Raw genomic sequence first — 21496 nt, forward strand, 5'->3', positions numbered from 1 at the left:
ATCGGCGGCGTGACAGTCCTCGTGCAGCCAGGAGAGGCGCCCGTCGTCGTCGAGGAGCCGCGCACGGATCGTGCGGCCGCGCTCGACCCGCCTCCGTCCGGAGACCGGTTGCGCGGGTGGCTCATGACGGCCGTCGTGACGCTGATCGGTGCCGTCGTGCGCTTCTGGAACGTCGGGTATCCGACGGACAAGGGCACGCCGATCTTCGACGAGAAGCATTACGTGCCGCAGACGGCGCAGGTGCTGCGCAACGGCGGCTACGAGGACAACCCGGGCTACGAGCTGATTGTCCACCCGCCGCTCGCGAAGCAGCTGATGGCGATCGGCCAGGAGCTCTTCGGCTACGACGGCATCGGCTGGCGGTTCGCCTCCGCTCTCGCCGGCGCGATCACGATCCTGCTGATCGTCCGGATCGCCCGCCGCCTGACCCGTTCCGACCTGCTGGGCGCGCTCGCCGGCGTCCTGCTCATCGCGGACGGCGTCTCGCACGTCCAGTCGCGGATGGGCATGCTCGACATCTTCCTGGCGCTGTTCGTCGTCGCCGCGTTCGGCTGTCTGGTCGTCGACCGCGAACAGGTGCGGGCACGACTCGCCGAGGCCGTGCGCGAAGGATTCATCAACAGCTCGGCGTTCGGGCCGTGGCTGGGCTTCCGCTGGTGGCGCTTCGGCGCGGGCGTGATGCTCGGTGCGGCGTGCGGCATCAAGTGGTCGGGCATCTGGTACATCGCCGCGTTCGGTCTGCTGACGGTCGTCTGGAGCGCGCTGGCCCGTCGTGCCGCGGGCGTCGAGGAGCCGTGGCTGGGCGCGCTGGCGAAGGACGTGCTGCCGTCGCTGGGCGGCCTCGTCGCGATCCCCGTGCTCGTCTACGTCGCGACGTGGTTCCCGTGGATGGCGAGCGAGACCGGCATCGACCGGCACGTGGTCGGCGGCAAGGTCCAGGACGTCTCGTACATCCCGGACGTCCTGCAGTCGCTCTGGTACAACGCGAAGAACGTCTACAAGTTCCACGTCGAGCTGGTGACCTCGGAGACCAACCGGCACCCGTGGGAGTCGAAGCCGTGGACGTGGCCGATGGGCCTGCGTCCGATGCTCTACTACTACGACAACTCCGTGACGGGCTGCGGCGCGGCGTCGTGCCTCGGCGCGATCATGCTCATCGGCACGCCCGCCATGTGGTGGCTCGCGTTCCCGGTGATCGGCTGGGCCCTGTTCCGCACGATCGGCCGCATGGACTGGCGCTACGCGGGCGTCCTGGTCGGCTACGCCGCGGGCCTGCTGCCCTGGTTCCTCAACCTCGACCGGCAGATGTACTTCTTCTACGTCACGCCGATGGCGCCGTTCCTGGTGCTGCTGATCGTGCTGGCGATGGGCGAGGTCCTCGGCAAGCGGACGGCGGGTTCCGAACGCCGTGGCACCGGACTGCTCGTCGTCGCGCTGTACGTGGGCATCGTGGTGGCGAACTTCGTGTGGCTGTGGCCCATTCTCAACGGCAACCCGATCACACCGGAGATGTGGCAGCAGCAGCTCTGGCTGCCTAGCTGGCGCTGATCTCCAGCGCCCGCTCCCTGGTCAGGTCGCCCTCGAGTCGCATGGTGACCTGACCTCGTTGCCAGAGCAGGGTTTGCCCGGCCGTCCGCGGTTCCTCGGTGTGCCAGCCGCCCTGGCGATCGATGTAGAAGAACACGTGCGGGTACGGGATCCAGATCTTGTCGCCGACCTGCTCGACGCCTTCGCCGTGGACGAGCTTGCCGACGGTCGAGCTGATGGTGCCGTCGAACTGGTCGAGCCTTAGGTCCCCGTAGTGCAGCGTGACGAATCGTCCTTCGTGGACGGTCACCTCGTCCGGCTCGCCCAGCTCCTGCGGCAGGTGGATCTCGAACGGCATCTGCGTTCTCGCTGCTTCGAGCGACACGTCCTGGCTGGGCAGGGGTGCAGCGGTGCTCCGCGGCGCTTCCGTGCGGAACTCGACACCCGCGAACTCCAGCAGCTGCTGCACGCCCGCCCTGACCGCCGGCGACACCGCGAAGGCGATGGCGAAGGCCGTGATGGCCGCCGCCAGCGCCTTGAGCCACCGGTTTCTCCTGCGCGGGGCGTTGATCCTGGTGAGAACCGCTGCCGTGACGTCCGGCGGCTCCGGCACGTGGAGGTGGCGGCCGAGGTCGCGGAGGGCTTCCGCCCGGTCATCGGTCATGGGCCACCTCCTCCAGCATCGGGCGCAGCTTGGCGAGCGCGCGGGACAACCGCGACTTCACGGTTCCCTTGGCGAGGTTGAGGGTCTGCGCGGTCTCGGCCTCGCTCAGGTCGAGCAGGTACCGGCACGTGACGACCTGGCGGTCGTGCTCGTTCAGGCTCTGGACGGCCTTCAGGAGCTTCGCCCGGGAGTCGTCCACGAGCGTGCCGGGATCGTCGTGGTCGACGGTCTCGGTGACGGCCGCGAGCCTGAGCTCCATCAGATTCCGCCTGCGCCTGCCGCGGTGCAGGTTCTTGGTCTCGTTGGCGACGATCTTGAGCAGCCACGGCTTGAAGTCGAGGCCCTCTTTGAACGTGTGGAGCTTCCGGTAGGCCTTCACGAACGCCTCCTGCACCACGTCACCGGCGTCCGCACCCGCCCCGAGCAGGTACGCCGTCCGGTGCGCGAGCGCGGTGTACCGGGCGACCAGCTCGCCGTAGGCCGCCTGGTCACCTGCGATCGCCCGTGCCACCGCGTCGTCCGTGATGCCCTCTCTACACCGGGAACCTCACGTTGGTTCCCGGTGTATTCGCGCCATGAGGATTCTCGCCTTGTTGTGCGCTTTCATGCTGATCAGCGCCCCGAGCGCTGTCGCCGGCGCCTGGGCCGTCACCTACGTCGACCCGGTGCCGTCGATCCAGCCCTCCGTGACCCACACGGTCGGCTACTGGGTGCTGCAACACGGCACGCACCCGTTCGCCGGCGACCTGGACAAGACCGGCCTGCGCTTCCGCAACGGCGCGGACGAACGCGTGTTCGTCGGCTTCAGGCTCGGCGAACCCGCGCACTACGCCGTGACGTTCGTCCTGCCCGCGGGCACCTACGAGGTGTTCGGCGTGCAGGGCATCTTCCCCGACCACCTGCTCGGCACGCTGACGGTGCCGGGCACGTTGCTGCTCAAGCCGGTGGACCCGCAGATGGTGCGGGGACCGGCGGACGGCCCGTCGCCGTGGCAGGAGATCGCACCGCCACTGCCGAGAACCGCGGTCTCCGCCTCACCCGCCCCGGCGGCCGCGGTGGCGCCGGACGAGCCGTCGGGAAAGCCCTTACCGGTGTGGATCGCGGGGCTGGTCGTCGTCGGCGCGGCCGGCGTGTTCCTGCTGCTGCGCAAGAGGTTGCGGCCGTTCGGCCGAAGGTGAGTGGTGAGGCGATCGGCGGAAACCGCCTCACCACTCTTCGCGTGGCATCCCGTGAGATGCCGAGGCTTCCGGGTGGACCACGACGTAGGTCGGTGAACGGTGGATCACCGTTACGGACCGGTCCGACGTTCACCCGGATCGCCTAGGCGTCGACCGGGATCACCGGCTCCGGCGACTTCAGCTCAGGTCCGTCCTGCGACGACGGAGCCGTCGACACGAGCGCCACCGGGACGTCCGCAGGCGGCGCGAAAGCGACCTCCGCCCGGATCTTCGGCGGCGTGGCGGCCCACGGCTTGAGGTTCTGCACGACCTCCTCGTAGAACGAGGACACCGCGTTCAGCACCGAGTCGATGAACGAGTTGCGCCCGGTGCCGCGCTTCGAGCCCATCGGAGCCGAGATCTCCACCCGGAATCCGCGGATCTCCTTCTGCGGATCGGCGATCAGCAGCGCTGGGTTCGCCCGGACCGCACCCAGCAACTCCGACGCGCCCGCTCCCCTGGCGTGCGCGACGAACGCCTCCAGACGTACGGAGTCGGGCGCGTTCTTCAACTGCCTGAGGAGCCAGTTGATCCGCGTCGCCGGACGTCCTTCCCTCGGCCCTTCCACGTCGATGCCGCAGATCACCCGGCCGGCTCGCAGATCGGCCGTGACGTGCAGCGTCCCGACCGTGTCGGGAATGCGGATCCCCCCGGCCAGCCTCCCGTCCGCCACCAACTGCGTGACCTGGCGGGAAAGGCGGACCTGCGGCTCGGCGAGGTCCTTGCGGGACAGGGCGGGGGTGACGTCCGTGCCGAGGCGGCGGCCGAGCTGCAGCCCGGCGAAGCGGAGCAACGCCTCGAAGCGGAGCACCACGTCGGGTGCGGTCTTGTCCGTCGCCCGCAGCGTGCGAGCCTCCACCGCGTCGCGCAGCGGGACCCAAGAGCTTCCCATGTCCTCGAACGCCATCGCCCCTGAGCGGGGATGTTCGAGGTACCTGATCAGTTCGCCGAGGACCCACGCCTGGTCCGGGTCGGCCACCCCGCGGTGCTCCTTCTGCATCACGGCCTCGCAGAGCACCTCGCTCCACGACCAGTGGTGGAACGCCACCTTCTTGAGCTTCTTGCGGTCCACGGAGGTCGGGTGCTGGCCGGGAAGCGGCGAGATCTCGTTCGAGATGGTGATGACGGCGTCGAAACCGAACTTGCTCGCGATGTCGAGGTAGTTCTCCAGCTGCTCCGTCTGGAGTTCGTTGGACCCGGTCTTCACCTCGACCAGCGCGGTCCACGACTTCTGGCCGCGGGTCACCCTGATCAACCCGTCCGGGATGAGCTTGCGGCCGTCCAGTTCGAACGGGACCTCGATGAAGGTCTGCACCGCGGCCGCGGGGGCTCCCAGCGGCTGGGTCAGCGCCCTGCCGAACTCGCGCACCGCCGACATGACAGCCAGCAGGGCCGATGTCGCCCGTCGCTCTTGTTCTTCAGCACCGTTGATGCCCGAAGTCGGAATCAGGCGTGCGGCATGCCAACTCTCTTCAGCGGTCATGGTTCCCTCGCATGGCGGCTTTGCGGTCAGGAAACAACGCTGTCGTCGTTGAGCTCTTTACGACCGTTACCCGCCGTGCGAGGTGTTCACCCGGTTCGCCTACATCGGCATGTGCCTCGTGGGCGGCGGCGTCGGCTTGCTGATCATCTTCGTCACCGGCCCCTCCTTGCTCATGCCCTCCTGGTCGAGGAACTGCGACAGCTGCCCGCGCACCTGGGCCAGCGACGGGCGGCGCCCCGGTTCTGGGTCCATCGCCGCGAGGAGCAGGCGGGCGTGCTTGCTGTTCTGCGGCAGCTTGGTGATCGGTTCGCCCTGGGCGGCGGCCATCAGCGAGGAGATCGGGTTCTCGCGGGAGCCGCGCGGCGGGTGGCCGGTCAGGGCGTAGGAGACCGTCGCGGCCAGCTGCCAGGAGTCGGACGCCGGTGATGCCGTTTCGCCGCGGGCCGTTTCGGGCGCGAGGAAGTCCGGGGTGCCGACCATCATGCCGGTGGCCGTGAGGGTGCTGTCGCCCTTGGAGCGGGCGATGCCGAAGTCGATCAGGTGCGCGGTGCCCTGGCCGTCCACGATGACGTTGGACGGCTTCACGTCGCGGTGCAGGACGCCTCGGTCGTGGGCCGCTGCCAGCGCGTCGGCCATGTTCAGCCACAGGCGGGCGGCGAGCTTGTCGTCGATCAGGCCGTTCTTCAGCACGGTCTCGGACAGCGAGGCGCCCTCGATGTACTCCATCACCAGGGCCAGGCCGTCCGGGTCCTGGACGATGTCGAACACGCGCACGCAGTTCGGGTGCCGGACCGCCGCGAGCGCGCGGGCCTCGCGGAGCATGCGCGCCTCGGTCTCGTTGTCCGGGGCGTGTGCGAGCTTCACCGCGACCATGCGGTCCAGCTGCTCGTCGGTGGCCAGCCAGACCGTGCCGAAGCCGCCGGACCCGAGCTGGCGGACGCGGCGGAACCTGCCGTTGCCGGGGTTCCAGACCTTGCCCGACTTCTGCACCGGCGCGGGCGCCTCGGCGTTCGCCGCACCCGGACCGAACGGCAGCGGGCCCGGCGTGTCCGCGAGCACCGCCGGGTTCGACGGCTGCTGCGGGGCCTTCGGCTGGGGCAGCACCTCGGCGACGCGGGTCGGCGGGTACTGCCTCGGCGGCGGGTTCTGCGGGTGGTTCGACGGCTGCGGTTGCGGCTGCGTCACCGGGCGCATCGGCCGGTTCATCGGCGCCGGCTGGTACTTCGGCACCTGCGCCGGCTGATAGGGCGGCGGGTTCTGCGGTGAGTTGTGCGACGAGTTCTGCGGCGGCTGGTGAGCCGACGCGTTGATGGGCTTGGTGGCCGCCTTCTTCTGCGGCTGCCCCTGCGGGAGCTGGTTGTTCTGGGGTTGCGGCTTGCGCGCCACCGGCTGCGGTGGCGGCGAGTTCTGCGAGTTCCGGTCCTGGGACCGGTCGCGGCCGGGGCGGTTCAGCATGGCGGTAGTCAACCCGAAAATCCGAACGACGATTGAGCCGATTATCGCAATCGGCAGGAACCCGAGGAGTACGTGGCCGACGAGCGTCACGGGGAATGCCGACGTCGTCACCAGCAGTACCAGGAACATGGGCCAGAACACGCGGCGCGGCCAGTTCGGCCCGAGCCGGAACGCCGAACCCGACTGCAGCATCACGAACAACAGGCACAGCAGCGCGAGCGCGGCGGTGATGCCGGCGGCCGCCAGGAACAACGGCTGCGCCGTCGGCTGCCGGATCACGCCCAGGATCGACGGCGCCTGGATCAGGTAGCTGCCCTGCGAGAACGTGCCGAAGCAGGTCTCCGCGGCGAGCGACTCGGACCCGATGATCGACCGGGTGGACAGCCCCTGCACGGATCCGCGCATGATGAGCCACGGCAGCACCAGACAGCTGGCGACGCCGAGCACGGTGAAGATGGCGCCGGTCACCGGTCCGTAGGAGTTGCCGACCACCCGGCGCACCGCGATGGACAGCAGCGCCCCGATCGTCGGGAACAACCCGAGCACCGCACCGAGCGCCGTGGTGGTCCACACCCAGTCACCGGGGCAGACACTGGCACCCACGAAGCCGTGCAGCCACGTGAGCAAGGACTCAGCGAGCCCCACGACTCACACCACCCCTTCCGAGATCACCCCCAGCCTAGGCGACCTGTCACCCTGCGACGTGCGTTCGGTTTGCGGCGGATGCCACAGCAACCCTTTTCTTGATCACCGCGTCACACCTCCGTCCGGCACGCGTTGGGCCTCTTGGCTCTTACACGTTGCGATGGACGGCTCCGTTGACCGATGTCGCCGCGACTGCACGATTCGTTATCGAAGGCGGCACGAACGGACACCTGGCGAACGGGTGGAAAATCGGCGTCAACCGGCCAGGACCCGGTGTTCGGAAACGGTGCGCGAACTGCCCTGACCGGCCGATCCGCCGGAAAATCCCACAGCAGGATCGGACACCACGGGCAGGTCACCCAGGCCCGCGAGGAACTCGACGGTCCACCGGTGCCGCGCGGCCGGATCGCGCTCCGCGAAGGAGTCGCCGAGGCCGTAGGTGGCGACGCGGGCGTTCGACTGGTCGCGCATCTCGACGGTGATCCGCGAGCCGAGCAGGCCCTTCTCACCGGGCGCGCATTCCAGTTCCAGACGGGCGCGGACCCACTGCGGCTCCGTGGCCGGGTCCGCTTCGAGCTCCTCGGAGACCGCGGCGCAGGACGAGCCGTGCGCGCGCAGGGTCATCGACGCCCGGAAGACGACGAGCTCACCGGCCGTGCAGCCGGTGAGAACGCGCGCTTCTACAACTGTCCCCGTGCTGGAGACGACGGGACGGGCGGCCGTGCACCGGGCAGCAGGGGGTTCGGTCGACGCCGCTGCACCACTGGAGGTGACGGCCACGAGTAATAACGCGGCGACCACAGATCTCATAGGAGAAAACTATTTGTGGACGCCGCGTTCTTCACTCAACTTCACCCCATAGATGGGTGAGCGCGAATTCAGTGATCCCCGTGGTCGTGGTCGTGCTCCGCCGCGAACGGCTGGTAGATGTAGAACATCGTGACGGGCTCATCGCCCGCGACCGTTTCGTGGTCCACACCCGGCGGCACGAACGCGTACGAACCCGCCGTCGCCTCCACGCCACCGATGCTCACCGTGCCGTCGACGACCCACGTGTGCTGAGTCGCCGACGGGTGGTTGTGCCCGACGTCGCGCGCACCCGGCGCCATCTGGATCAGCCCGACGATCGTGTCGCCGTTGGGCGACTTCCACAGGAGCTTGTTCTGCAGCCGTTCGTCGCCGTGCAGCGGGAACGACTTCAGCTGGGCTAGGGCTTCAGCGGACAGGACCGTGACCTTGTCCTGCGGCGCGTCGCTCATGGGTACAGCCTTTCGGGAGCCGAACGAGCTTACGGCCGTTATATAGCCGAAAGTGCCGCCCGCATTACGACGAGCGGCCTGGAATCGCTCAGCTCAGCCGCACGTGGCCTCTCCGTTGAACAGCAGGAACGTCGTGAGCTTCCCGTCGGTGAAGTGGAAGCTCAGCACCACACCCCGCTGATCGGGCACCGGCACCTCGAAGCTCTGGCCGGCCTCCTTCTCCACGGCGTTCGGGTAGGCCGCCTTGACCTGCTCGACGGTGGCCCCCTTGCCGACGTCCTTCGCGGCCGTGGCGCCCGGCGGCGGCAGGATCATGCGGATCTCGTCCCCGGCGAACAACACGCCACCGTGGGCCTCCCGCGCCTCGGCCTGGTCGGCGATGCGCTTCGTGGACTCCACGGTCAGCTGCACCACCTTGTTGCTCGCCTCGGCGGACGCCGCGAGCCGCTCCGCCGACGCGGCGTAGTCCGCGGCCCCCGCGTTCGGTCCCGGCTCGGGCCCGATCGCCGCTTTCGCCTCGTCCGCGGCCTTCTGCGCGGCGGCGATCTTCTGGTCCAGCTCGTCGCCCTCGGCGATCTGCTTCGGGTCCGGTGCCGGTGCGCCCTGGTAGCGGAAGTCCTCGCAGGTACCGATCTTGCCCGCGCCGGTGGACGCGAGTTCGCCGGTCGCGAGAGCGTCCTGTTTGGACATGCCGGGCTTCAGCTTTCCCCAGCCCGTGACGTCGAAGTGCTTCTTCTCCTGCGTCGCCGGCGGCTGGTCTTCCGAGCCCGGCGAACAACTGACGGCGGCGAGTGCCGCCCCCACTACGAACAGAGCTTTCAATCCCCCAAGGATGTTCACGCGCACAAGGTATCCGTCAGCACGACTTCAGCCGAATGTGTTTCACCAGACGCAAAAGAAGAGAGCCGGTGGTCAATGACCACCGGCTCTCTTCTTACGTGGAGCTGAGGGGAATCGAACCCCTGACCTTCTCGATGCGAACGAGACGCGCTACCAACTGTGCTACAGCCCCTTGCCGTCTTACGGGGAGAACTATAGCAGTCCCGGAGGGGGTGTTTTCACCACCCCCACCTATGCCCCGACAGCACCTCGGTACCGCAGCGACTCGACTCCGTCGAGCTCGACGAAGACCGGGTCCTCGTCGTCGGAGTCGACCGGGATGGTGCCCGGACGCACGTGGTGCTCGAAGCGCGGCAGCGGTGGCAGCGCCGGCCTGTCGTCGACGACCTCGACCTGGGTGGTCTCGGGCTCCTCGGCGGCCTGCTGCGGGATCTCGGCGACGGCCGGGGCCTCCTGCTGCTGCTGCGGGCCCGTCGCACGGCGGCGGCGCACCTGCTGCAGGCGGGCGAGACGGCGTGCGCGGATCTCCTCCTCGATCCGCACCTGCCGGCGCAGATAGGTGAGGTAGCCGACGAGCAGCAGGTCGAGGGCGGCGTGGGCGTACCAGAGCTTCGCGAGGAAGACTCCGGCGACGATTCCGGACGCCACCGCGGCGACCAGCAGGAATGCCACCACCCTGCGGCGGAAGGCGTACTTCGCCTGCGCGACCAGCGCGGCGGTCTCCGGGTCGTAGCCACCACGGCCACGCCGGAACGGGCGCTCGACGTACTCCTCCTCGTCGAAGTAGTCGTCGTCGATGTCGTGGATGTCGTCGTACTCGGCGTCCGGCATGGCGTCGTACTCCTCCCCCACGCTGCGCGCGCTCTCCTGGCGCTTGCGGGCCATCATGGGGACGAGGACCACCAGCCAGGCGATGACCAGCGCAACGATGATCAGCGAACTCGGCATTCCCCGTACACCTCCCCCGGCCCACGCGTGGTGCTGTCAACCACGCTAGTCACAACAGTCACACCTGTCTCGGAGGCTCGCCGACTGCCGTACGTACGAAAGTGTGGTCTATCACCCACTTTTGGGTGAAGCGATTAGGACAAACGGAAGCAATCGTCAGGGAAAACGGGCCTCTCCGCGTGCGACCAAACGGCGCACTAGGCCATCCGGGACCTCTTCGGTCGTGAGCGCGAAGCAGAGGTGGTCGCGCCACTGTCCGGCAACATCCAGATAACGCTTGAAGAGACCTTCTTCGCGGTAGCCGGACTTCGTGAGCACACGGATCGAGGGGCCGTTCTCGGGACGCACGGTGGCCTCGAGCCGGTGCAGCCCGGCGTCGCGGAAGGCGTGGTCCGTGAGCAGCGCGACGGCCGCCGTCGCGACGCCGCCCCCGGCGCGGTCGGCGGCCACCCAGTAGCCGATCCACGCGGACAGCAGCGAGCCGCGCACGATGTTGCCGATGGTGATCTGACCGGCGACCTCGCCGTCCACCAGGATCATGAACGGCAGCGTGGTGCCGCGCCGGGCCATGCCGCGCAACGACGACCACTGCGCGGGCCAGGACATCGTCGCGTTGCGCTGGTCCCAGCCCTCCTGCGCGGTGGGCTCCCACTGCTCGAGGTACGCGCGGTCACGGATGCGGAGCTTCGACCAGGTCGACCCGTCGAAGAGCCGCGGTCCGCGCAGCTCGACGGTTCCCGCGCGCACCTGGAGAGGCCCCAGCCGGACCGGCCAGCCGGGGTGCCTGCCCAGATCGGCGAAAACGCTCATCCACGCTGCGCTAGGAAGCTGACCAGCACCTCTTCGCCGACGGAGACCTCGGTGACGTCCTCGTCGACCATGATCAGGCAGTTCGCCTCCGCCAGCGACGCGAGCAGGTGCGACCCGGACGTGCCGAGGGGCTGCACCAGGTACTCGCCGTTGTCCGCGTCGCGCAGCAGCTGGCCGCGCAGGAAGCCCCGGCGGCCCTTCGTCGACTGCAGCGGCGACAGCAGGCGTGCGCTGACGGCGCGGCGGTACGGGTTCTTCTTGCCCAGCGCGGCCCTGATCAGGGGCCTGACCAGCACCTCGAACACCACGAGCGCGCTCATCGGGTTCGCGGGCAGCAGGAACGTCGGCACGGCGTCGGGGCCCAGCCTGCCGAAGCCCTGCGCGGAGCCGGGGTGCATGCCGACGCGGGTGACGTCCATGTCGCCCAGGTCCGTGATCGCGGCCTTGACCTCGTCGCCGATCGTGCCGCCCACGCCACCGGCGATCACGACGATCTCGGACAGCAGCAGCCTGCCCTCGATCACCTCGCGCAGCCGGCGCGGGTCGGCCGACATGATGCCGACCCGGCTGACCTCGGCGCCCGCGTCCCGTGCGGCGGCGGCCAGCGCGTACGAGTTCACGTCGTAGACCTGGCCCTGGCCGGGCGTGCGGTCGACGTCGACGAGCTCCTCGCCGAGCGAGATGACCGACACGCGCGGCCTCGGGTGCACGAGCACCTTGTTGCGCCCGACGGCGGCCAGAAGACCCACCTGGGCAGCGCCGATGGACGCGCCCCTGCGCACGGCCACGTCGCCCGTCTGCACGTCCTCACCGGTGCGGCGGACGAACCCGGCGGACGGCACGCTGCGGTTGACCGTCACCTTGGCCTGGTGGCCGTCGGTGTAACCGAGCGGCACGACCGCGTCGGCCAGGGTCGGCAGCGGCGCGCCGGTCGCGATCCGCACCGCCTGGCCGGGCTGCAGCCGCCGGGGCTGCCGGGAGCCGGCCGGGATCTCGCCCACGACCGGCAGCTGCACCGGGCTCGCGTTCGCGCCGGACACGTCGACGCTGCGCACCGCGTAGCCGTCCACGGCCGCCTGGTCGAAGCCGGGCAACGCGCGTTCCGCGACGACCTCCTCAGCGCAGAGCAGGCCCTGCGACTCGGAGATCGCGACTCGCACGGGTGCCGGCCGCACCGCGGCCGCGATCACCCGAGCGAGCTGCTCGTCCACTGACCTCATGTGATTGGTCCTCGCGCTCAGGAGTTGTCGAGGCGTTCCCGCAACCACTCGCGCAGATCGGGTCCGTACTCCGGGGTGTTGAGTGCGAAGTCAACCGCAGCACGCAGGAATCCGGCGGGATTGCCGAGGTCGTGTCGCCCGCCGCGGTGGACGACGACGTGCACGGGGTGACCCTCGTTGATCAGCAGCGCGATGGCGTCGGTGAGCTGCAGCTCACCGCCCGCGCCGGGGGTGATGCGCTTGAGCGCGTCGAAGATCGCCCGGTCGAGGAGGTACCGGCCAGCCGCCGCGAACGTCGACGGCGCGTCCTCCGGCTTCGGCTTCTCGACCATGCCGACGACCTGCTTGACGTCGTCGCTGCCGGTGTCGCGGACGTCGAACACGCCGTAAGCGGAGATCTGCTCGCGCGGGATGTCGAACGCCAGCAGGACGCTGCCGCCCTTCTCCTGGCGGACCTCCGCCATCTTCTTGAGCGCACCGGTCGGCAGGATGATGTCGTCGGGCAGCAGCACCGCGACGGCCTCGTCCTCACCGGTCAGGTTGCCCTCGGCGCAGCCGACGGCGTGGCCCAGGCCGAGCGCCTGGTCCTGGATCGCGGTCTCGGCCTTGATCAGCTTCGGGGCCCGCTGGATCTTCTCGACCAGGTCGGTCTTGCCCTTGTCGGTCAGCGACTGCTCGAGGTCGGGGTTCTCGTCGAAGTAGTTCGCGACCGACGCCTTGGTCGGCGACGTCACGATGACCAGCTTCTTCGCGCCGGCCTCCGCTGCCTCGCGCGCCACGTACTCGATGGCGGGGGTGTCGACCAGGGGCAGCAGTTCCTTCGGCACGGCTTTTGTCGTGGGGAGGAAACGGGTGCCCAGACCGGCCGCGGGCACGATAGCGGTGTGGAAGGCGCTGCTCATGGGCTGCGATGCTAACGACATACCTGGGGGTACCCACCATGACGTCCGATCTTCGTGACCGGAAGGTCGCACTGCGTTCACGGTTGCTGGCCGCGCGGCGGGCTTTGCCGGCCGAAGTTCGCAACCTCGAAGCCGTCGCGCTCGCGTCGCACGTCGCCGCTCTGGACGTTGCGCCTGATCAGACGGTGTGCGCCTTCCTGCCGGTCGGATCGGAGCCCGGAGACGGGTCGTGGCTCGACGGGCTGCGGTGCCGGGTGCTGCTTCCGGTCGTGACGGGCGACTCGCCGTTGGACTGGGCGGTCTACGACGGGCCCTCCGCTCTCGCGCCCGCCGGGTTCAAGCTGCTGGAGCCGACCGGTCCCCGGCTCGGCGCCTCGGCGATCGCTGGAGCCTCGCTGGTGCTCGTGCCGGCGCTGGCCGTGTCGGTGTCCGGGGTGCGGATCGGGAAGGGCCAGGGGCACTACGACCGCTCGTTGCCGCTGGTCAACGCGCCTCTGGTGGGCGTCGTGCGGGATGACGAGGTGCTGGCGGAGGTGCCCGGCGAGCCCCACGACGTGCGGATGAACGGGGTGCTGACCCCGTCCGGCGGGCTGCGGTGGCTGTGACTTTGGCCGGGGGTGTTTGCGCTCCGGGAAGGTCCTGAGCGAAAATCGTGTTGGCACTCACAACGGTCGAGTGCCAGAGCTAGGAGCAACCCAGTGCCTACGTACCAGTACGCCTGCACCGCGTGTGAGCACCGGTTCGAGGCTGTGCAGTCGTTCAGCGACGCCTCCCTCACCGAGTGCCCGGAGTGCTCGGGCAAGCTGCGCAAGCTGTTCGGCGCCGTCGGCGTCGTCTTCAAGGGCAGCGGTTTCTACCGGACGGACAGCCGTTCGGGCTCGTCGAGCGCGTCTGCCTCCACGACGTCCACGCCGGAGAAGAAGTCCTCGGACACGAAGTCCACTTCGACTTCTTCATCGTCCTCTTCGTCGTCCTCTTCGGACTCCTCGAAGTCCTCGAAGAGCGCTCCGGCGGCCGCGGCCTCCTGAAGATCGCGAGTTGTCCACAACTTGCGACCGACCCCACTCGACATGCCTCCGACCGCCCTACGGTCGGAGGCATGACCCTTTCCACCTCAGCCCTCGACCGAGTCCGCTCCCTGTCGCGCCGCCGCCCGTCTCCCGCGTGGCGCCGGTTCCTGGCCCTGGGCCTCGCCTTGCTGGCCCTGTCGACGTTCTTCTGGCCCGACGTGGGCCATCCCGCCGTCGTCGCCTCCCGCGACCTGCCGGCCGGAGCGCCGCTCACGTCCTCCGACGTCCGGGTCGTGTCGCTCGCCGCGCCGTTGCCAGGCTCGTTCCCCGGTTCCGACGCTGTGGTGGGCCGCGCCCTGTCGTCGCCCGCGCGGGCGGGCGTCCCGCTGACCGACTTCGACCTGTCCGACGTGGCCCCGGACCAGGCGTCGGTGGCCGTCCGGGTGGCTGACCAGGGCTTGGCCGCCGTGGTGCGGCCGGGCGGCCGGGTCGACGTGGTGTCCGCCTCCGGCGAGGTCGTCGCGGAGAACGCCGCGGTGCGCGAGACGCGCGGCCAGGTCGTCGTCCTCACGTTGCCGAGACTTAATGCAACTCGTGTGGCAGCGATGTCACTGGATCATGCATTAGCCGTTACTCTCCGCTGATGCTGAAGGGATTCAAAGACTTTCTGATGCGCGGAAACGTCGTCGACCTGGCCGTGGCCGTGGTCATCGGCACGGCCTTCACCGCGATCGTCACCGCGTTCACCACGAGCCTCATCAAGCCGCTCATCGCTTCGCTCGGCAGCACCGAGACGAAGGGTCTGGGCTTCTACATCCGCTCCGGCAAGGAGGACACGTACCTCGACTTCAGCAACGTCATCAACGCGGCGATCAACTTCGTCATCGTCGCCGCTGTCGTCTACTTCGTCCTGGTGCTCCCGATCCAGAAGATCCAGGAGCGCCGCAAGAGGGGCGAGGAGGCCGGCCCGGCCGAGCCGACGAACGTCGAGTTGCTGATCGAGATCCGCGACCTGCTCGCGGCCCAGCAGAACACCCAGCCGCAGACCACCGTGGTGGCACCCGAGCGCCGCGGCCCCGCGATCTGACCTCCGCCCGTCCCCGCCGAGACGAAGCGCGCAGCCGTGGCTCCACCGCGGTCCCGCGCGCTTTGTCCCTGGCACTGGCGGGACGCCGCCTGGCACCCGCTGGGATCGTGGGGTCACCACAACGCGGCTGCGCCGCGCGACGCGCACGTTCCCGCGTTCACGCCACCAGACATCGCGGCTGGCCCGAGTTGTGCGGCAGCAACACGAGTTCCGCCTGCGGGGTGGGTCAGCGCTTCGCGCCGCAACGACGCCACCAGCTCGGCGGTGGACTCCCGCCAGACATGCGGCAGCGAACTCCCGCCGCTCAACACACCCGGTGTCCGCCACAGACCCGCGGCCACAGCGGCGCGACCCGACCTTCGGCGCGTCCCCGAACCCAGCCTTGTCACAGCCGCCCGCCCGGCGGCAAGTCACCACCAGCAGCGCGTCCAAGCCCCACCAGGAGCCCGAAGGCACGGGCAGCGCCCGTGTCAGCCGCCGTGGTGCGGCGGCCGGTTGTCGCGGTACCAGGCCTCGCGGTCGTCCGCCGAGCCCCCGCCACCGCGCTCGTCCGACGTCGTCTCCGGGAGCACGTCGCCGAACACCTCGGCCAACCGGCGACGACGCGCGGCGGCGTCGTCGTCGGCCGGCTTCGGTGAATCACTCTTCGTCAAGACCGCTCAGCTGCTCGATCACGTAGGGCACCAGGGCGGACAGGGTCGCCATGCCGTCGCGGACCGCGGAGCGCGACCCGGCGAGGTTGACGACCAAGGTGCTGCCCGAGACGCCGGCGAGGCCGCGCGAGATGCCCGCGTCGACCGCGCCCGCGGCAAGACCGGAGGCGCGGAGCGCCTCGGCGATGCCGTGGATGGGGCGGTCGAGCACGCCCTGCGTGGCGTCGGGGGTGACGTCGCGCGGGGACACGCCTGTGCCGCCCACGGTGACCACCAGGTCGACGCCACCGATGACGGCCGTGTTGAGAGCGGCCCGGATGTCGACCACCTCACCCTCGACCGCGACGGTGCCGTCGACGATGAAGCCCACTTCTTCGAGGAGTTCGGTGACGAGAGGCCCGGAGTTGTCGTCCTGCTCGCCGTGCGCCACCCGGTCGTCCACGATCACGACCAAAGCGCGGCCAAGGCGCTGCGCGCTGCGTTCCATACCGATCACCGTAGCGGGAGTCGGACTTCGAAGCGGCAGCCAGGACCGTGGTTCTGGACGCTGATGCGCCCGTGGTGCGCGTCGGCGAGGCCTCTCGCGATGGAAAGGCCCAGTCCGGCGCCCGACGGATTGCGGGCGGACGAGCCGCGGAAGCCCACGTCGAAGACCTGTGGCAGCACGTCATCGGGTATGCCGCCGCACGCGTCGTCCACTCGCACCACCGCCTCGGGTCCGTCCACATCGACCTGGACGGCGACCGTGCCGCCCTCCGGCGTGTGGCGGATGGCGTTGGCCACGAGGTTGCGCACGACACGCATCAGTTCCGGATCGGAGCCCCGCACGACCGGCCAGGCGCGGGCGTCCGCACGCAGCTCGACGCCTTCGCGCGAGGCGACCGGGCGGGACGCGGCGACCACGTCGCTGACCACGTCGGCCAGGGCGACGTCGTGCATCGGCAGGTTCAGCGCGCCCGCGGTGATCCGGGAGAGCTGGAAGAGGTCGTCCACCAGCTTCGACAGGTGGTCTGCCTCCAGCGCGATCTGCTTGGCGTAGACGGCGACCTCGCCGGGTTCGGAGACGACGCCGTCCTCCAGCGCCTCGGTCATCGCCCGGATGCCGGCCAGCGGCGTCCGCAGGTCGTGGCTGATCCACGCCACGAGCTGCCGCCGGGCCGCCTCCGCCTCGCGCTCCCACATGGTCCGCCGGGCGATCGCACGGCCCAGCATGATCGAGAACGGCACGGTGACCACCCCGACCAGCGCGCACGCGGCGAGCGCGGCGTTGAGCATCGGCGTGAACATGAACCCGCTGACCACGAGCACACCGGCGATGGTCGCCACCACCGGCACGATGACCATGACGGTCATCGCGGTGGTCAGCGAGACGCGGCTCAGCCAGCCCGGGCTCACAGGGCTGACCACGGGTCGTACCGGTAGCCGACGCCCCACACCGTGCTCAGCCTGCGGGGCTTCGCCGGGTCCTCCTCGATCTTCTCCCGCAACCGTCGCACGTGGACGGTCACCGTCGACTGGTCGCCGAACTGCCAGCCCCACACCCGTTCCAGCAGCTCGGCCCGGCCGAACGCCTTGCCGGCGTTGCCGATGAAGAACGCCAGGAGGTCGAACTCGCGGGTCGTCAGCTGCAACGGCCGCCCGTCCAGCGTCGCGGTGTGCGCGGCGACGTCCAGCACGAGGTTCCCGTCGCGCACCACCCGCGGCTCGAACGCCCGGTGCGCCCGCCGCAGCACCGACGAGACGCGCAACGCCAGCTCACGTGGGCTGAAGGGCTTCGTGACGTAGTCGTCCGCGCCGATCTGCAGCCCGGCGATGCGGTCTTCCTCCTCGCCCAGCGCCGTCAGCATGACGACGGGCGTGCTGCCGCGCTCCCGGATCCGCCGGCACACCTCGAGGCCGTCGATGCCGGGCAGCATCAGGTCCAGCACCACGATGTCCGGCTCGTGCGCGGCCATCAGCTCCAGCGCCTGCTCCCCGTCACCGGCGAGCTCGACCTCGTACCCGGCGTGTTCGAGGTAGCGGCGCACCACGTCGCGCACCGTCGTGTCGTCGTCGACGACCAGGACCCTTTCCACCACGTCACCACGCTAAGCCAAGAACGCCTGCCCGGCCCGCATCGTCACACGGACGTAAGAAGAGGCCCGGACCTGTGTGCGGGGCAGGTGCGCACAGGCTCGGGCCTCTCCGGGGTCGTCACGGCCTGTTCCCGGCGGGCGGCGGATGCCGGGAACAGGCCGTCCCCCGACCTATCCCACCTCGACGCCGTCGAGGGTGGCTTCCACGGTCCTGTTGTCGGACAACGTGATCGTGACCTTGTCGCCGGGCGCCTTGGACCGGACGGCGGCCACCAGCGTGTCCGACTCGTCGATGCGGCGGTCGCCGAACTTCGTGATCACGTCACCGGCCTTGAGCCCGGCCTTCTCCGCCGCGCCACCGCCGGTGATCTCCGAGATCCGGGCGCCCTGCTCGGTCGACTCGACCTTCACTCCCAGGACGGTCTGCTTCGGCTTGCCGTTCTTCACGATCTCGTCGATCGTGCGGCGTGCCTGGTCCATCGGGATCGCGAAGCCGATGCCGACGGAACCGGCCTGGCCCTGACCCTGGCTCGGGCTGTAGATCGCCGAGTTGATGCCGACGACCTGGCCCTGCATGTTGACCAGCGGGCCGCCCGAGTTGCCGGGGTTGATCGCCGCGTCGGTCTGGATGGCGTTGAGCACCGTGGCCTGCGAGTTGCGGTCGCCGCCGGCGGAGACCGGGCGGTTCACCGAGCTGACGATGCCGGAGGTGACGGTGCCGGAGAGCTCGAACGGCGAGCCGATCGCGACGACGGCCTGGCCGGTCCTCATGTCGCCGGAGTTGCCGAGCTGCACGACGGGGAGGTTCGAGACGCCGTCGGCCTGGATGACGGCGATGTCGGAGCTCGGGTCGCGGCCGAGGATCTTGGCGGAGGCCGTCCGGCCGTCCTGGAACACGACCTTGATGTCACCGCCGGAGGCGGCGCCCTCGATGACGTGGTTGTTCGTCACGATCTGGCCGTTGCCGGAGATGATGAAGCCCGAGCCCTCGCCGGCGCCGGCCCGCGTCGTGACCTGGATCTGGACGACGGACGGCAGCAGCTTGTTCGCCACGTCCTCGACCGAGCCCGCCGGGGCGTTGCTGGTCTGCGAGGCCGGGCGGGGCGAGTCGAGCGAGCTCACGGACGACGAGTCGTTCGCGAAGTTGTAGCCCAGGTAGCCGCCGAGGCCGCCGGAGAACCCTCCGACGATCAGCACGAGGGCGGCGACGCCCGCCACGACCTTCCCGCGGCCCTTGGGGCGCGGTGGGACGTTCGGGGGCTGGTAACCGGGCGGGAGGTAGTACTGACCCGTCTGAAGGCCCTGCTGCGGTGCCGCGAACGGGTTGTGGGGCGCCCCGCCGTGCTGCTGCGCGAACGAGCCCGAGTGCGGTCCAGCGGCCGGTTCCGCGCCGAACTGCGCGGTCGTGGCGCCGAGGCCGAGCGGGTGAGGTTGGCCGGACCCTGACGGTGGAAGCTGCTGGCCGGGTCCGGACCCGCCGAGCTGCGTCTGGCCCGCGTCAGGTGAGGACACCTGCGGCTGGGCCGAAGTCGAGGAGAACGAGGCGGGCACGTCGCCCAGCCCGTGGGGAGTGCCGCCGGCAGGAGCACTGCCAGGAGAGGCGCTCGATGCCCCAGCCTGGCCGGATCCCCCCTGCAAAGGATCCGGCTGGCCGGGTTCCGGCAGCGACGGGCCCTGCTCCCGCGCGCCGGAGTCTGTCTGACCGGCGCTCGGCGGCACGGAGTCTGGCTGTCCCGGCTGCTGCGCTGGCTGGTTGCTCTCGGTCATGCCCATAGTCTCGGGTGTGGTCCTGAGAGAACCCTTAAACCAGCCTGGGAGCTAGTTGTGTGTTCCGCGGAGCCGTTCCGCGATCTGCTCGGGCGTCACGTCGTTGATCCAGACGGCCTCACCGGACTCGGAGCCCGCGAGGTACTTGAGCTTGTCCTTCGTCCTGAGCACCGAGAAGACCTGCAGGTGAAGCCACATCTCCTCGCGGCCCGCGTTCACCGGCGCCTGGTGCCAGGCGGCGATGTAGGGCAACGGCCTGTCGTACAGCGCGTCGAGGCGGTGCAGCACCAACAGGTAGAGCGCCGCGAAGTCATCACGCTCCACAGAGGACAGTGCGGCGATGTCGGGCACCTGGCGCCGAGGGGCCAGCACGACCTCGACGGGCCAGCGGGCGGCGGCGGGCACGAAGGCGACCCAGTGCTCGGACTCGTCCACGACGCGCGCGCCCGCGCGGAGCTCGGCCTCCAGCACGTCGCCGAACAACGGGCGCCCGTGCTCGGCGTAGTAGTCCACCGCCGCGTTGAGCATGCGCTCGGTGCGGGGCGTCACGAACGGGTAGGCGTAGATCTGGCCGTGCGGGTGCGAGAGCGTCACGCCGATCTCTTCACCGCGGTTCTCGAACGGGAAGACCTGCTCGACCCCTGGCAACGTTGACAAGAAGGCGACACGGTCCGCCCACGCGTCCACGACGGTGCGCACGCGCGACTGCGAGAGCTCGCCGAACGACTTGTTGTGGTCCGAGGTGAAGCACACGACCTCACAACGCCCGCGCCCCGGCGCCCGCGCGAACAGCTCCTCACCATCCACAGTGGACGGCACGTCCGGCACGTTCTGCGCCAGCGAGGGGAACCTGTTCTCGAACACGACGACGTCGTAGTCGGCCTCGGGGACCTCGGTGGGGCGGCCCGGTGTCGACGGGCACAGCGGGCAGAGGTCCGCCGGCGGCTTGTACGTCCGCGTCTGGCGATGGGCCGCCATGGCGACCCACTCGCGGGTCAACGGGTCCAGCCGGACTTCGGACATCGGCTGGGTCTCGGGGAGGTCCCGAGTGTCCACCGCGACCCGCGGCGGCGCCTCAGCGCTGTCGTCGAAGTAGATGATCTCCCGGCCGTCCGCCAGCTTTCCCGCGGTACGCCTCACGCCAGCTCCTCGCCACTTCCCGGTACATGTGCCAACACCAACTCGCCGACCTGCTCGCTGAGGATCGCCCGCGCGTCGTCCGGCAAACCTTCGTCCGTCACCAGGACGTGCGCCTCGTCGAGGTCGGCGATCGTGGAAATGCCCACGGTGCCCCACTTCTCGTGGTCCGCGACCACCACCACACGTCCGGCGGCGTCGACGAGCGCGCGGTCCGTCTCGCTCTCGTTGAGGTTCGGGGTGGTGAAGCCGGAGCGCTCGGCCATGCCATGCACGCCCAGGAACACCACGTCCAGGTGCAGCGACCGCAACGCCTGCACGGCCACGGGGCCCACCAGCGCGTCGGACGGCGTGCGCACGCCACCGGTCAGCACGACCGTGCGGTCGGTGCGCCCGCTCTGCTGCAGCACGTCGGCGACGCGGATGGAGTTCGTGACGACGGTCAGGTCGGGGATGTCGTCGAGGAAACGAGCTAACGTCCACGTCGTCGTGCCGGCGGACAGACCGATGGCGGTGCCGGGACGCACGAGGCCCGCGGCGGCCGCCGCGATCGCCTCCTTCTCGGGCAGCTGCCGGACCGACTTGGCCTCGAACCCGGGCTCGTCGGTCGAGCGCCCGACGACGGACGTCGCACCGCCGTAGACCTTCTCCACCAGGCCACGTGCGGCGAGCACGTCGAGATCGCGGCGCACGGTCATGTCCGAGACGCCGAGCCGCACGACGAGGTCGCTGACGCGCACCGCTCCCGTACGACGGACCTCTTCGATGATTACCGCTTGCCGCTGACGTGCCAGCAC

The 21496-nt window shown here is 69.8% G+C and carries 24 protein-coding genes and 1 tRNA gene; 6 read left to right on the forward strand and 19 right to left on the reverse strand.

The features are described 5' to 3' along the window. Window positions 1–9 precede the first annotated feature (9 nt). Window positions 10–1548, forward strand: a complete 1539-nt coding sequence (locus tag IE307_RS34595) for a dolichyl-phosphate-mannose--protein mannosyltransferase (RefSeq protein ID WP_229905370.1) — start codon at window positions 10–12, stop codon at window positions 1546–1548. Here IE307_RS34595 and IE307_RS34600 read toward each other — a convergent pair. Further along, window positions 1535–2191, reverse strand: coding sequence for a hypothetical protein (locus tag IE307_RS34600; protein WP_191303637.1), 657 nt, complete (start codon window positions 2189–2191; stop codon window positions 1535–1537). The two genes, IE307_RS34595 and IE307_RS34600, sit on opposite strands and share 14 nt — an antisense overlap. Further along, window positions 2181–2702: an RNA polymerase sigma factor gene (locus IE307_RS34605; RefSeq protein ID WP_229905371.1), complete on the reverse strand. Its 522-nt coding sequence runs from the start codon at window positions 2700–2702 to the stop codon at window positions 2181–2183. Before IE307_RS34605 ends, IE307_RS34600 begins: the two co-directional genes overlap by 11 nt. Before the next feature lie 64 nt (window positions 2703–2766). Here IE307_RS34605 and IE307_RS34610 point away from each other — a divergent pair, with 64 nt between their 5' ends. Continuing rightward, a complete protein-coding gene (locus IE307_RS34610) occupies window positions 2767–3369 on the forward strand; it encodes a hypothetical protein (RefSeq protein WP_191303638.1) in 603 nt (200 codons plus the stop codon). Between the two features lie 142 nt (window positions 3370–3511). On the opposite strand, the gene IE307_RS34615 is transcribed toward IE307_RS34610, so the two are convergent. From IE307_RS34615 to IE307_RS34660, 10 genes are all read right to left on the reverse strand, one after another. Next, window positions 3512–4786 (reverse strand): hypothetical protein, encoded by a 1275-nt coding sequence (locus IE307_RS34615; protein WP_229905372.1) that lies wholly within the window; start codon window positions 4784–4786, stop codon window positions 3512–3514. A gap of 204 nt (window positions 4787–4990) precedes the next feature. Continuing rightward, entirely contained in the window at window positions 4991–6991 is a 2001-nt protein-coding gene (locus IE307_RS34620; protein WP_229905373.1) for a serine/threonine-protein kinase, read from the reverse strand. Window positions 6992–7246: 255 nt separating this feature from the next. Next, a complete protein-coding gene (locus IE307_RS34625; RefSeq protein WP_191303640.1) occupies window positions 7247–7801 on the reverse strand; it encodes a hypothetical protein in 555 nt (184 codons plus the stop codon). Between the two features lie 68 nt (window positions 7802–7869). Continuing rightward, entirely contained in the window at window positions 7870–8250 is a 381-nt protein-coding gene (locus tag IE307_RS34630; RefSeq protein ID WP_191303641.1) for a cupin domain-containing protein, read from the reverse strand. A gap of 93 nt (window positions 8251–8343) precedes the next feature. Beyond that, entirely contained in the window at window positions 8344–9090 is a 747-nt protein-coding gene (locus tag IE307_RS34635; protein ID WP_191303642.1) for a hypothetical protein, read from the reverse strand. A gap of 99 nt (window positions 9091–9189) precedes the next feature. After that, window positions 9190–9262: transfer RNA gene (locus IE307_RS34640), tRNA-Ala, on the reverse strand. A 59-nt stretch (window positions 9263–9321) separates the two neighbouring features. Then, a complete protein-coding gene (gene sepX / locus IE307_RS34645) occupies window positions 9322–10038 on the reverse strand; it encodes a divisome protein SepX/GlpR (protein ID WP_191303643.1) in 717 nt (238 codons plus the stop codon). A 156-nt stretch (window positions 10039–10194) separates the two neighbouring features. Beyond that, on the reverse strand, window positions 10195–10848 hold the full coding sequence (locus tag IE307_RS34650) for a GNAT family N-acetyltransferase (RefSeq protein ID WP_191303644.1): 654 nt from the start codon (window positions 10846–10848) through the stop codon (window positions 10195–10197). Then, complete coding sequence (gene glp / locus IE307_RS34655) at window positions 10845–12068, reverse strand: molybdotransferase-like divisome protein Glp (protein ID WP_191303645.1); 1224 nt, start codon at window positions 12066–12068, stop codon at window positions 10845–10847. Before glp ends, IE307_RS34650 begins: the two co-directional genes overlap by 4 nt. Before the next feature lie 17 nt (window positions 12069–12085). Next, window positions 12086–12970, reverse strand: coding sequence for a UTP--glucose-1-phosphate uridylyltransferase (locus IE307_RS34660; RefSeq protein ID WP_191303646.1), 885 nt, complete (start codon window positions 12968–12970; stop codon window positions 12086–12088). Between the two features lie 38 nt (window positions 12971–13008). On the opposite strand from IE307_RS34660, the gene IE307_RS34665 reads away from it, so the two are divergent. The 4 genes from IE307_RS34665 (at window position 13009) to mscL (ending at window position 15067) form a co-directional block, all read left to right on the forward strand. After that, window positions 13009–13575, forward strand: coding sequence for a 5-formyltetrahydrofolate cyclo-ligase (locus tag IE307_RS34665; RefSeq protein WP_191303647.1), 567 nt, complete (start codon window positions 13009–13011; stop codon window positions 13573–13575). A 93-nt stretch (window positions 13576–13668) separates the two neighbouring features. After that, window positions 13669–13998, forward strand: coding sequence for an FmdB family zinc ribbon protein (locus IE307_RS34670; RefSeq protein ID WP_191303648.1), 330 nt, complete (start codon window positions 13669–13671; stop codon window positions 13996–13998). A gap of 71 nt (window positions 13999–14069) precedes the next feature. Beyond that, a complete protein-coding gene (locus IE307_RS34675; RefSeq protein WP_191303649.1) occupies window positions 14070–14624 on the forward strand; it encodes an SAF domain-containing protein in 555 nt (184 codons plus the stop codon). Continuing rightward, window positions 14624–15067: a large-conductance mechanosensitive channel protein MscL gene (mscL, locus tag IE307_RS34680; RefSeq protein WP_191303650.1), complete on the forward strand. Its 444-nt coding sequence runs from the start codon at window positions 14624–14626 to the stop codon at window positions 15065–15067. Before IE307_RS34675 ends, mscL begins: the two co-directional genes overlap by 1 nt. Before the next feature lie 470 nt (window positions 15068–15537). On the opposite strand, the gene IE307_RS34685 is transcribed toward mscL, so the two are convergent. The 7 genes from IE307_RS34685 to IE307_RS34715 form a co-directional block, all read right to left on the reverse strand. After that, window positions 15538–15720, reverse strand: coding sequence for a hypothetical protein (locus IE307_RS34685; protein ID WP_191303651.1), 183 nt, complete (start codon window positions 15718–15720; stop codon window positions 15538–15540). Then, entirely contained in the window at window positions 15707–16207 is a 501-nt protein-coding gene (locus tag IE307_RS34690) for a MogA/MoaB family molybdenum cofactor biosynthesis protein (RefSeq protein ID WP_089909148.1), read from the reverse strand. Before IE307_RS34690 ends, IE307_RS34685 begins: the two co-directional genes overlap by 14 nt. Before the next feature lie 5 nt (window positions 16208–16212). Further along, window positions 16213–17073, reverse strand: a complete 861-nt coding sequence (locus tag IE307_RS34695) for a sensor histidine kinase (RefSeq protein WP_191303813.1) — start codon at window positions 17071–17073, stop codon at window positions 16213–16215. Window positions 17074–17111: 38 nt separating this feature from the next. Continuing rightward, on the reverse strand, window positions 17112–17798 hold the full coding sequence (locus tag IE307_RS34700) for a response regulator transcription factor (protein WP_229905374.1): 687 nt from the start codon (window positions 17796–17798) through the stop codon (window positions 17112–17114). Between the two features lie 168 nt (window positions 17799–17966). Continuing rightward, a complete protein-coding gene (locus IE307_RS34705) occupies window positions 17967–19562 on the reverse strand; it encodes a S1C family serine protease (protein WP_191303652.1) in 1596 nt (531 codons plus the stop codon). A 51-nt stretch (window positions 19563–19613) separates the two neighbouring features. Further along, window positions 19614–20702 (reverse strand): galactose-1-phosphate uridylyltransferase, encoded by a 1089-nt coding sequence (gene galT / locus IE307_RS34710; protein ID WP_191303653.1) that lies wholly within the window; start codon window positions 20700–20702, stop codon window positions 19614–19616. Further along, window positions 20699–21496 (reverse strand): DeoR/GlpR family DNA-binding transcription regulator, encoded by a 798-nt coding sequence (locus IE307_RS34715; RefSeq protein ID WP_065914902.1) that lies wholly within the window; start codon window positions 21494–21496, stop codon window positions 20699–20701. The genes galT and IE307_RS34715 overlap by 4 nt, the downstream gene beginning before the upstream one ends.

This window comes from Lentzea cavernae, assembly GCF_014653695.1.
GTDB classification, from domain to species: Bacteria; Actinomycetota; Actinomycetes; order Mycobacteriales; family Pseudonocardiaceae; genus Lentzea; species Lentzea cavernae.

Excerpts from the sequence above, each read along its gene's own strand:
- IE307_RS34600 (WP_191303637.1), bottom strand. The coding sequence starts at position 2,191 with ATGACCGATGACCGGGCGGAAGCCCTCCGCGACCTCGGCCGCCACCTC.
- IE307_RS34610 (WP_191303638.1), top strand. The coding sequence starts at position 2,767 with ATGAGGATTCTCGCCTTGTTGTGCGCTTTCATGCTGATCAGCGCCCCG.
- IE307_RS34615 (WP_229905372.1), bottom strand. The coding sequence starts at position 4,786 with ATGTCGGCGGTGCGCGAGTTCGGCAGGGCGCTGACCCAGCCGCTGGGA.
- IE307_RS34625 (WP_191303640.1), bottom strand. The coding sequence starts at position 7,801 with ATGAGATCTGTGGTCGCCGCGTTATTACTCGTGGCCGTCACCTCCAGT.
- IE307_RS34630 (WP_191303641.1), bottom strand. The coding sequence starts at position 8,250 with ATGAGCGACGCGCCGCAGGACAAGGTCACGGTCCTGTCCGCTGAAGCC.
- sepX (WP_191303643.1), bottom strand. The coding sequence starts at position 10,038 with ATGCCGAGTTCGCTGATCATCGTTGCGCTGGTCATCGCCTGGCTGGTG.
- IE307_RS34650 (WP_191303644.1), bottom strand. The coding sequence starts at position 10,848 with ATGAGCGTTTTCGCCGATCTGGGCAGGCACCCCGGCTGGCCGGTCCGG.
- glp (WP_191303645.1), bottom strand. The coding sequence starts at position 12,068 with ATGAGGTCAGTGGACGAGCAGCTCGCTCGGGTGATCGCGGCCGCGGTG.
- IE307_RS34660 (WP_191303646.1), bottom strand. The coding sequence starts at position 12,970 with ATGAGCAGCGCCTTCCACACCGCTATCGTGCCCGCGGCCGGTCTGGGC.
- IE307_RS34665 (WP_191303647.1), top strand. The coding sequence starts at position 13,009 with ATGACGTCCGATCTTCGTGACCGGAAGGTCGCACTGCGTTCACGGTTG.
- IE307_RS34675 (WP_191303649.1), top strand. The coding sequence starts at position 14,070 with ATGACCCTTTCCACCTCAGCCCTCGACCGAGTCCGCTCCCTGTCGCGC.
- mscL (WP_191303650.1), top strand. The coding sequence starts at position 14,624 with ATGCTGAAGGGATTCAAAGACTTTCTGATGCGCGGAAACGTCGTCGAC.
- IE307_RS34690 (WP_089909148.1), bottom strand. The coding sequence starts at position 16,207 with ATGGAACGCAGCGCGCAGCGCCTTGGCCGCGCTTTGGTCGTGATCGTG.
- IE307_RS34695 (WP_191303813.1), bottom strand. The coding sequence starts at position 17,073 with ATGACCGTCATGGTCATCGTGCCGGTGGTGGCGACCATCGCCGGTGTG.
- IE307_RS34705 (WP_191303652.1), bottom strand. The coding sequence starts at position 19,562 with ATGACCGAGAGCAACCAGCCAGCGCAGCAGCCGGGACAGCCAGACTCC.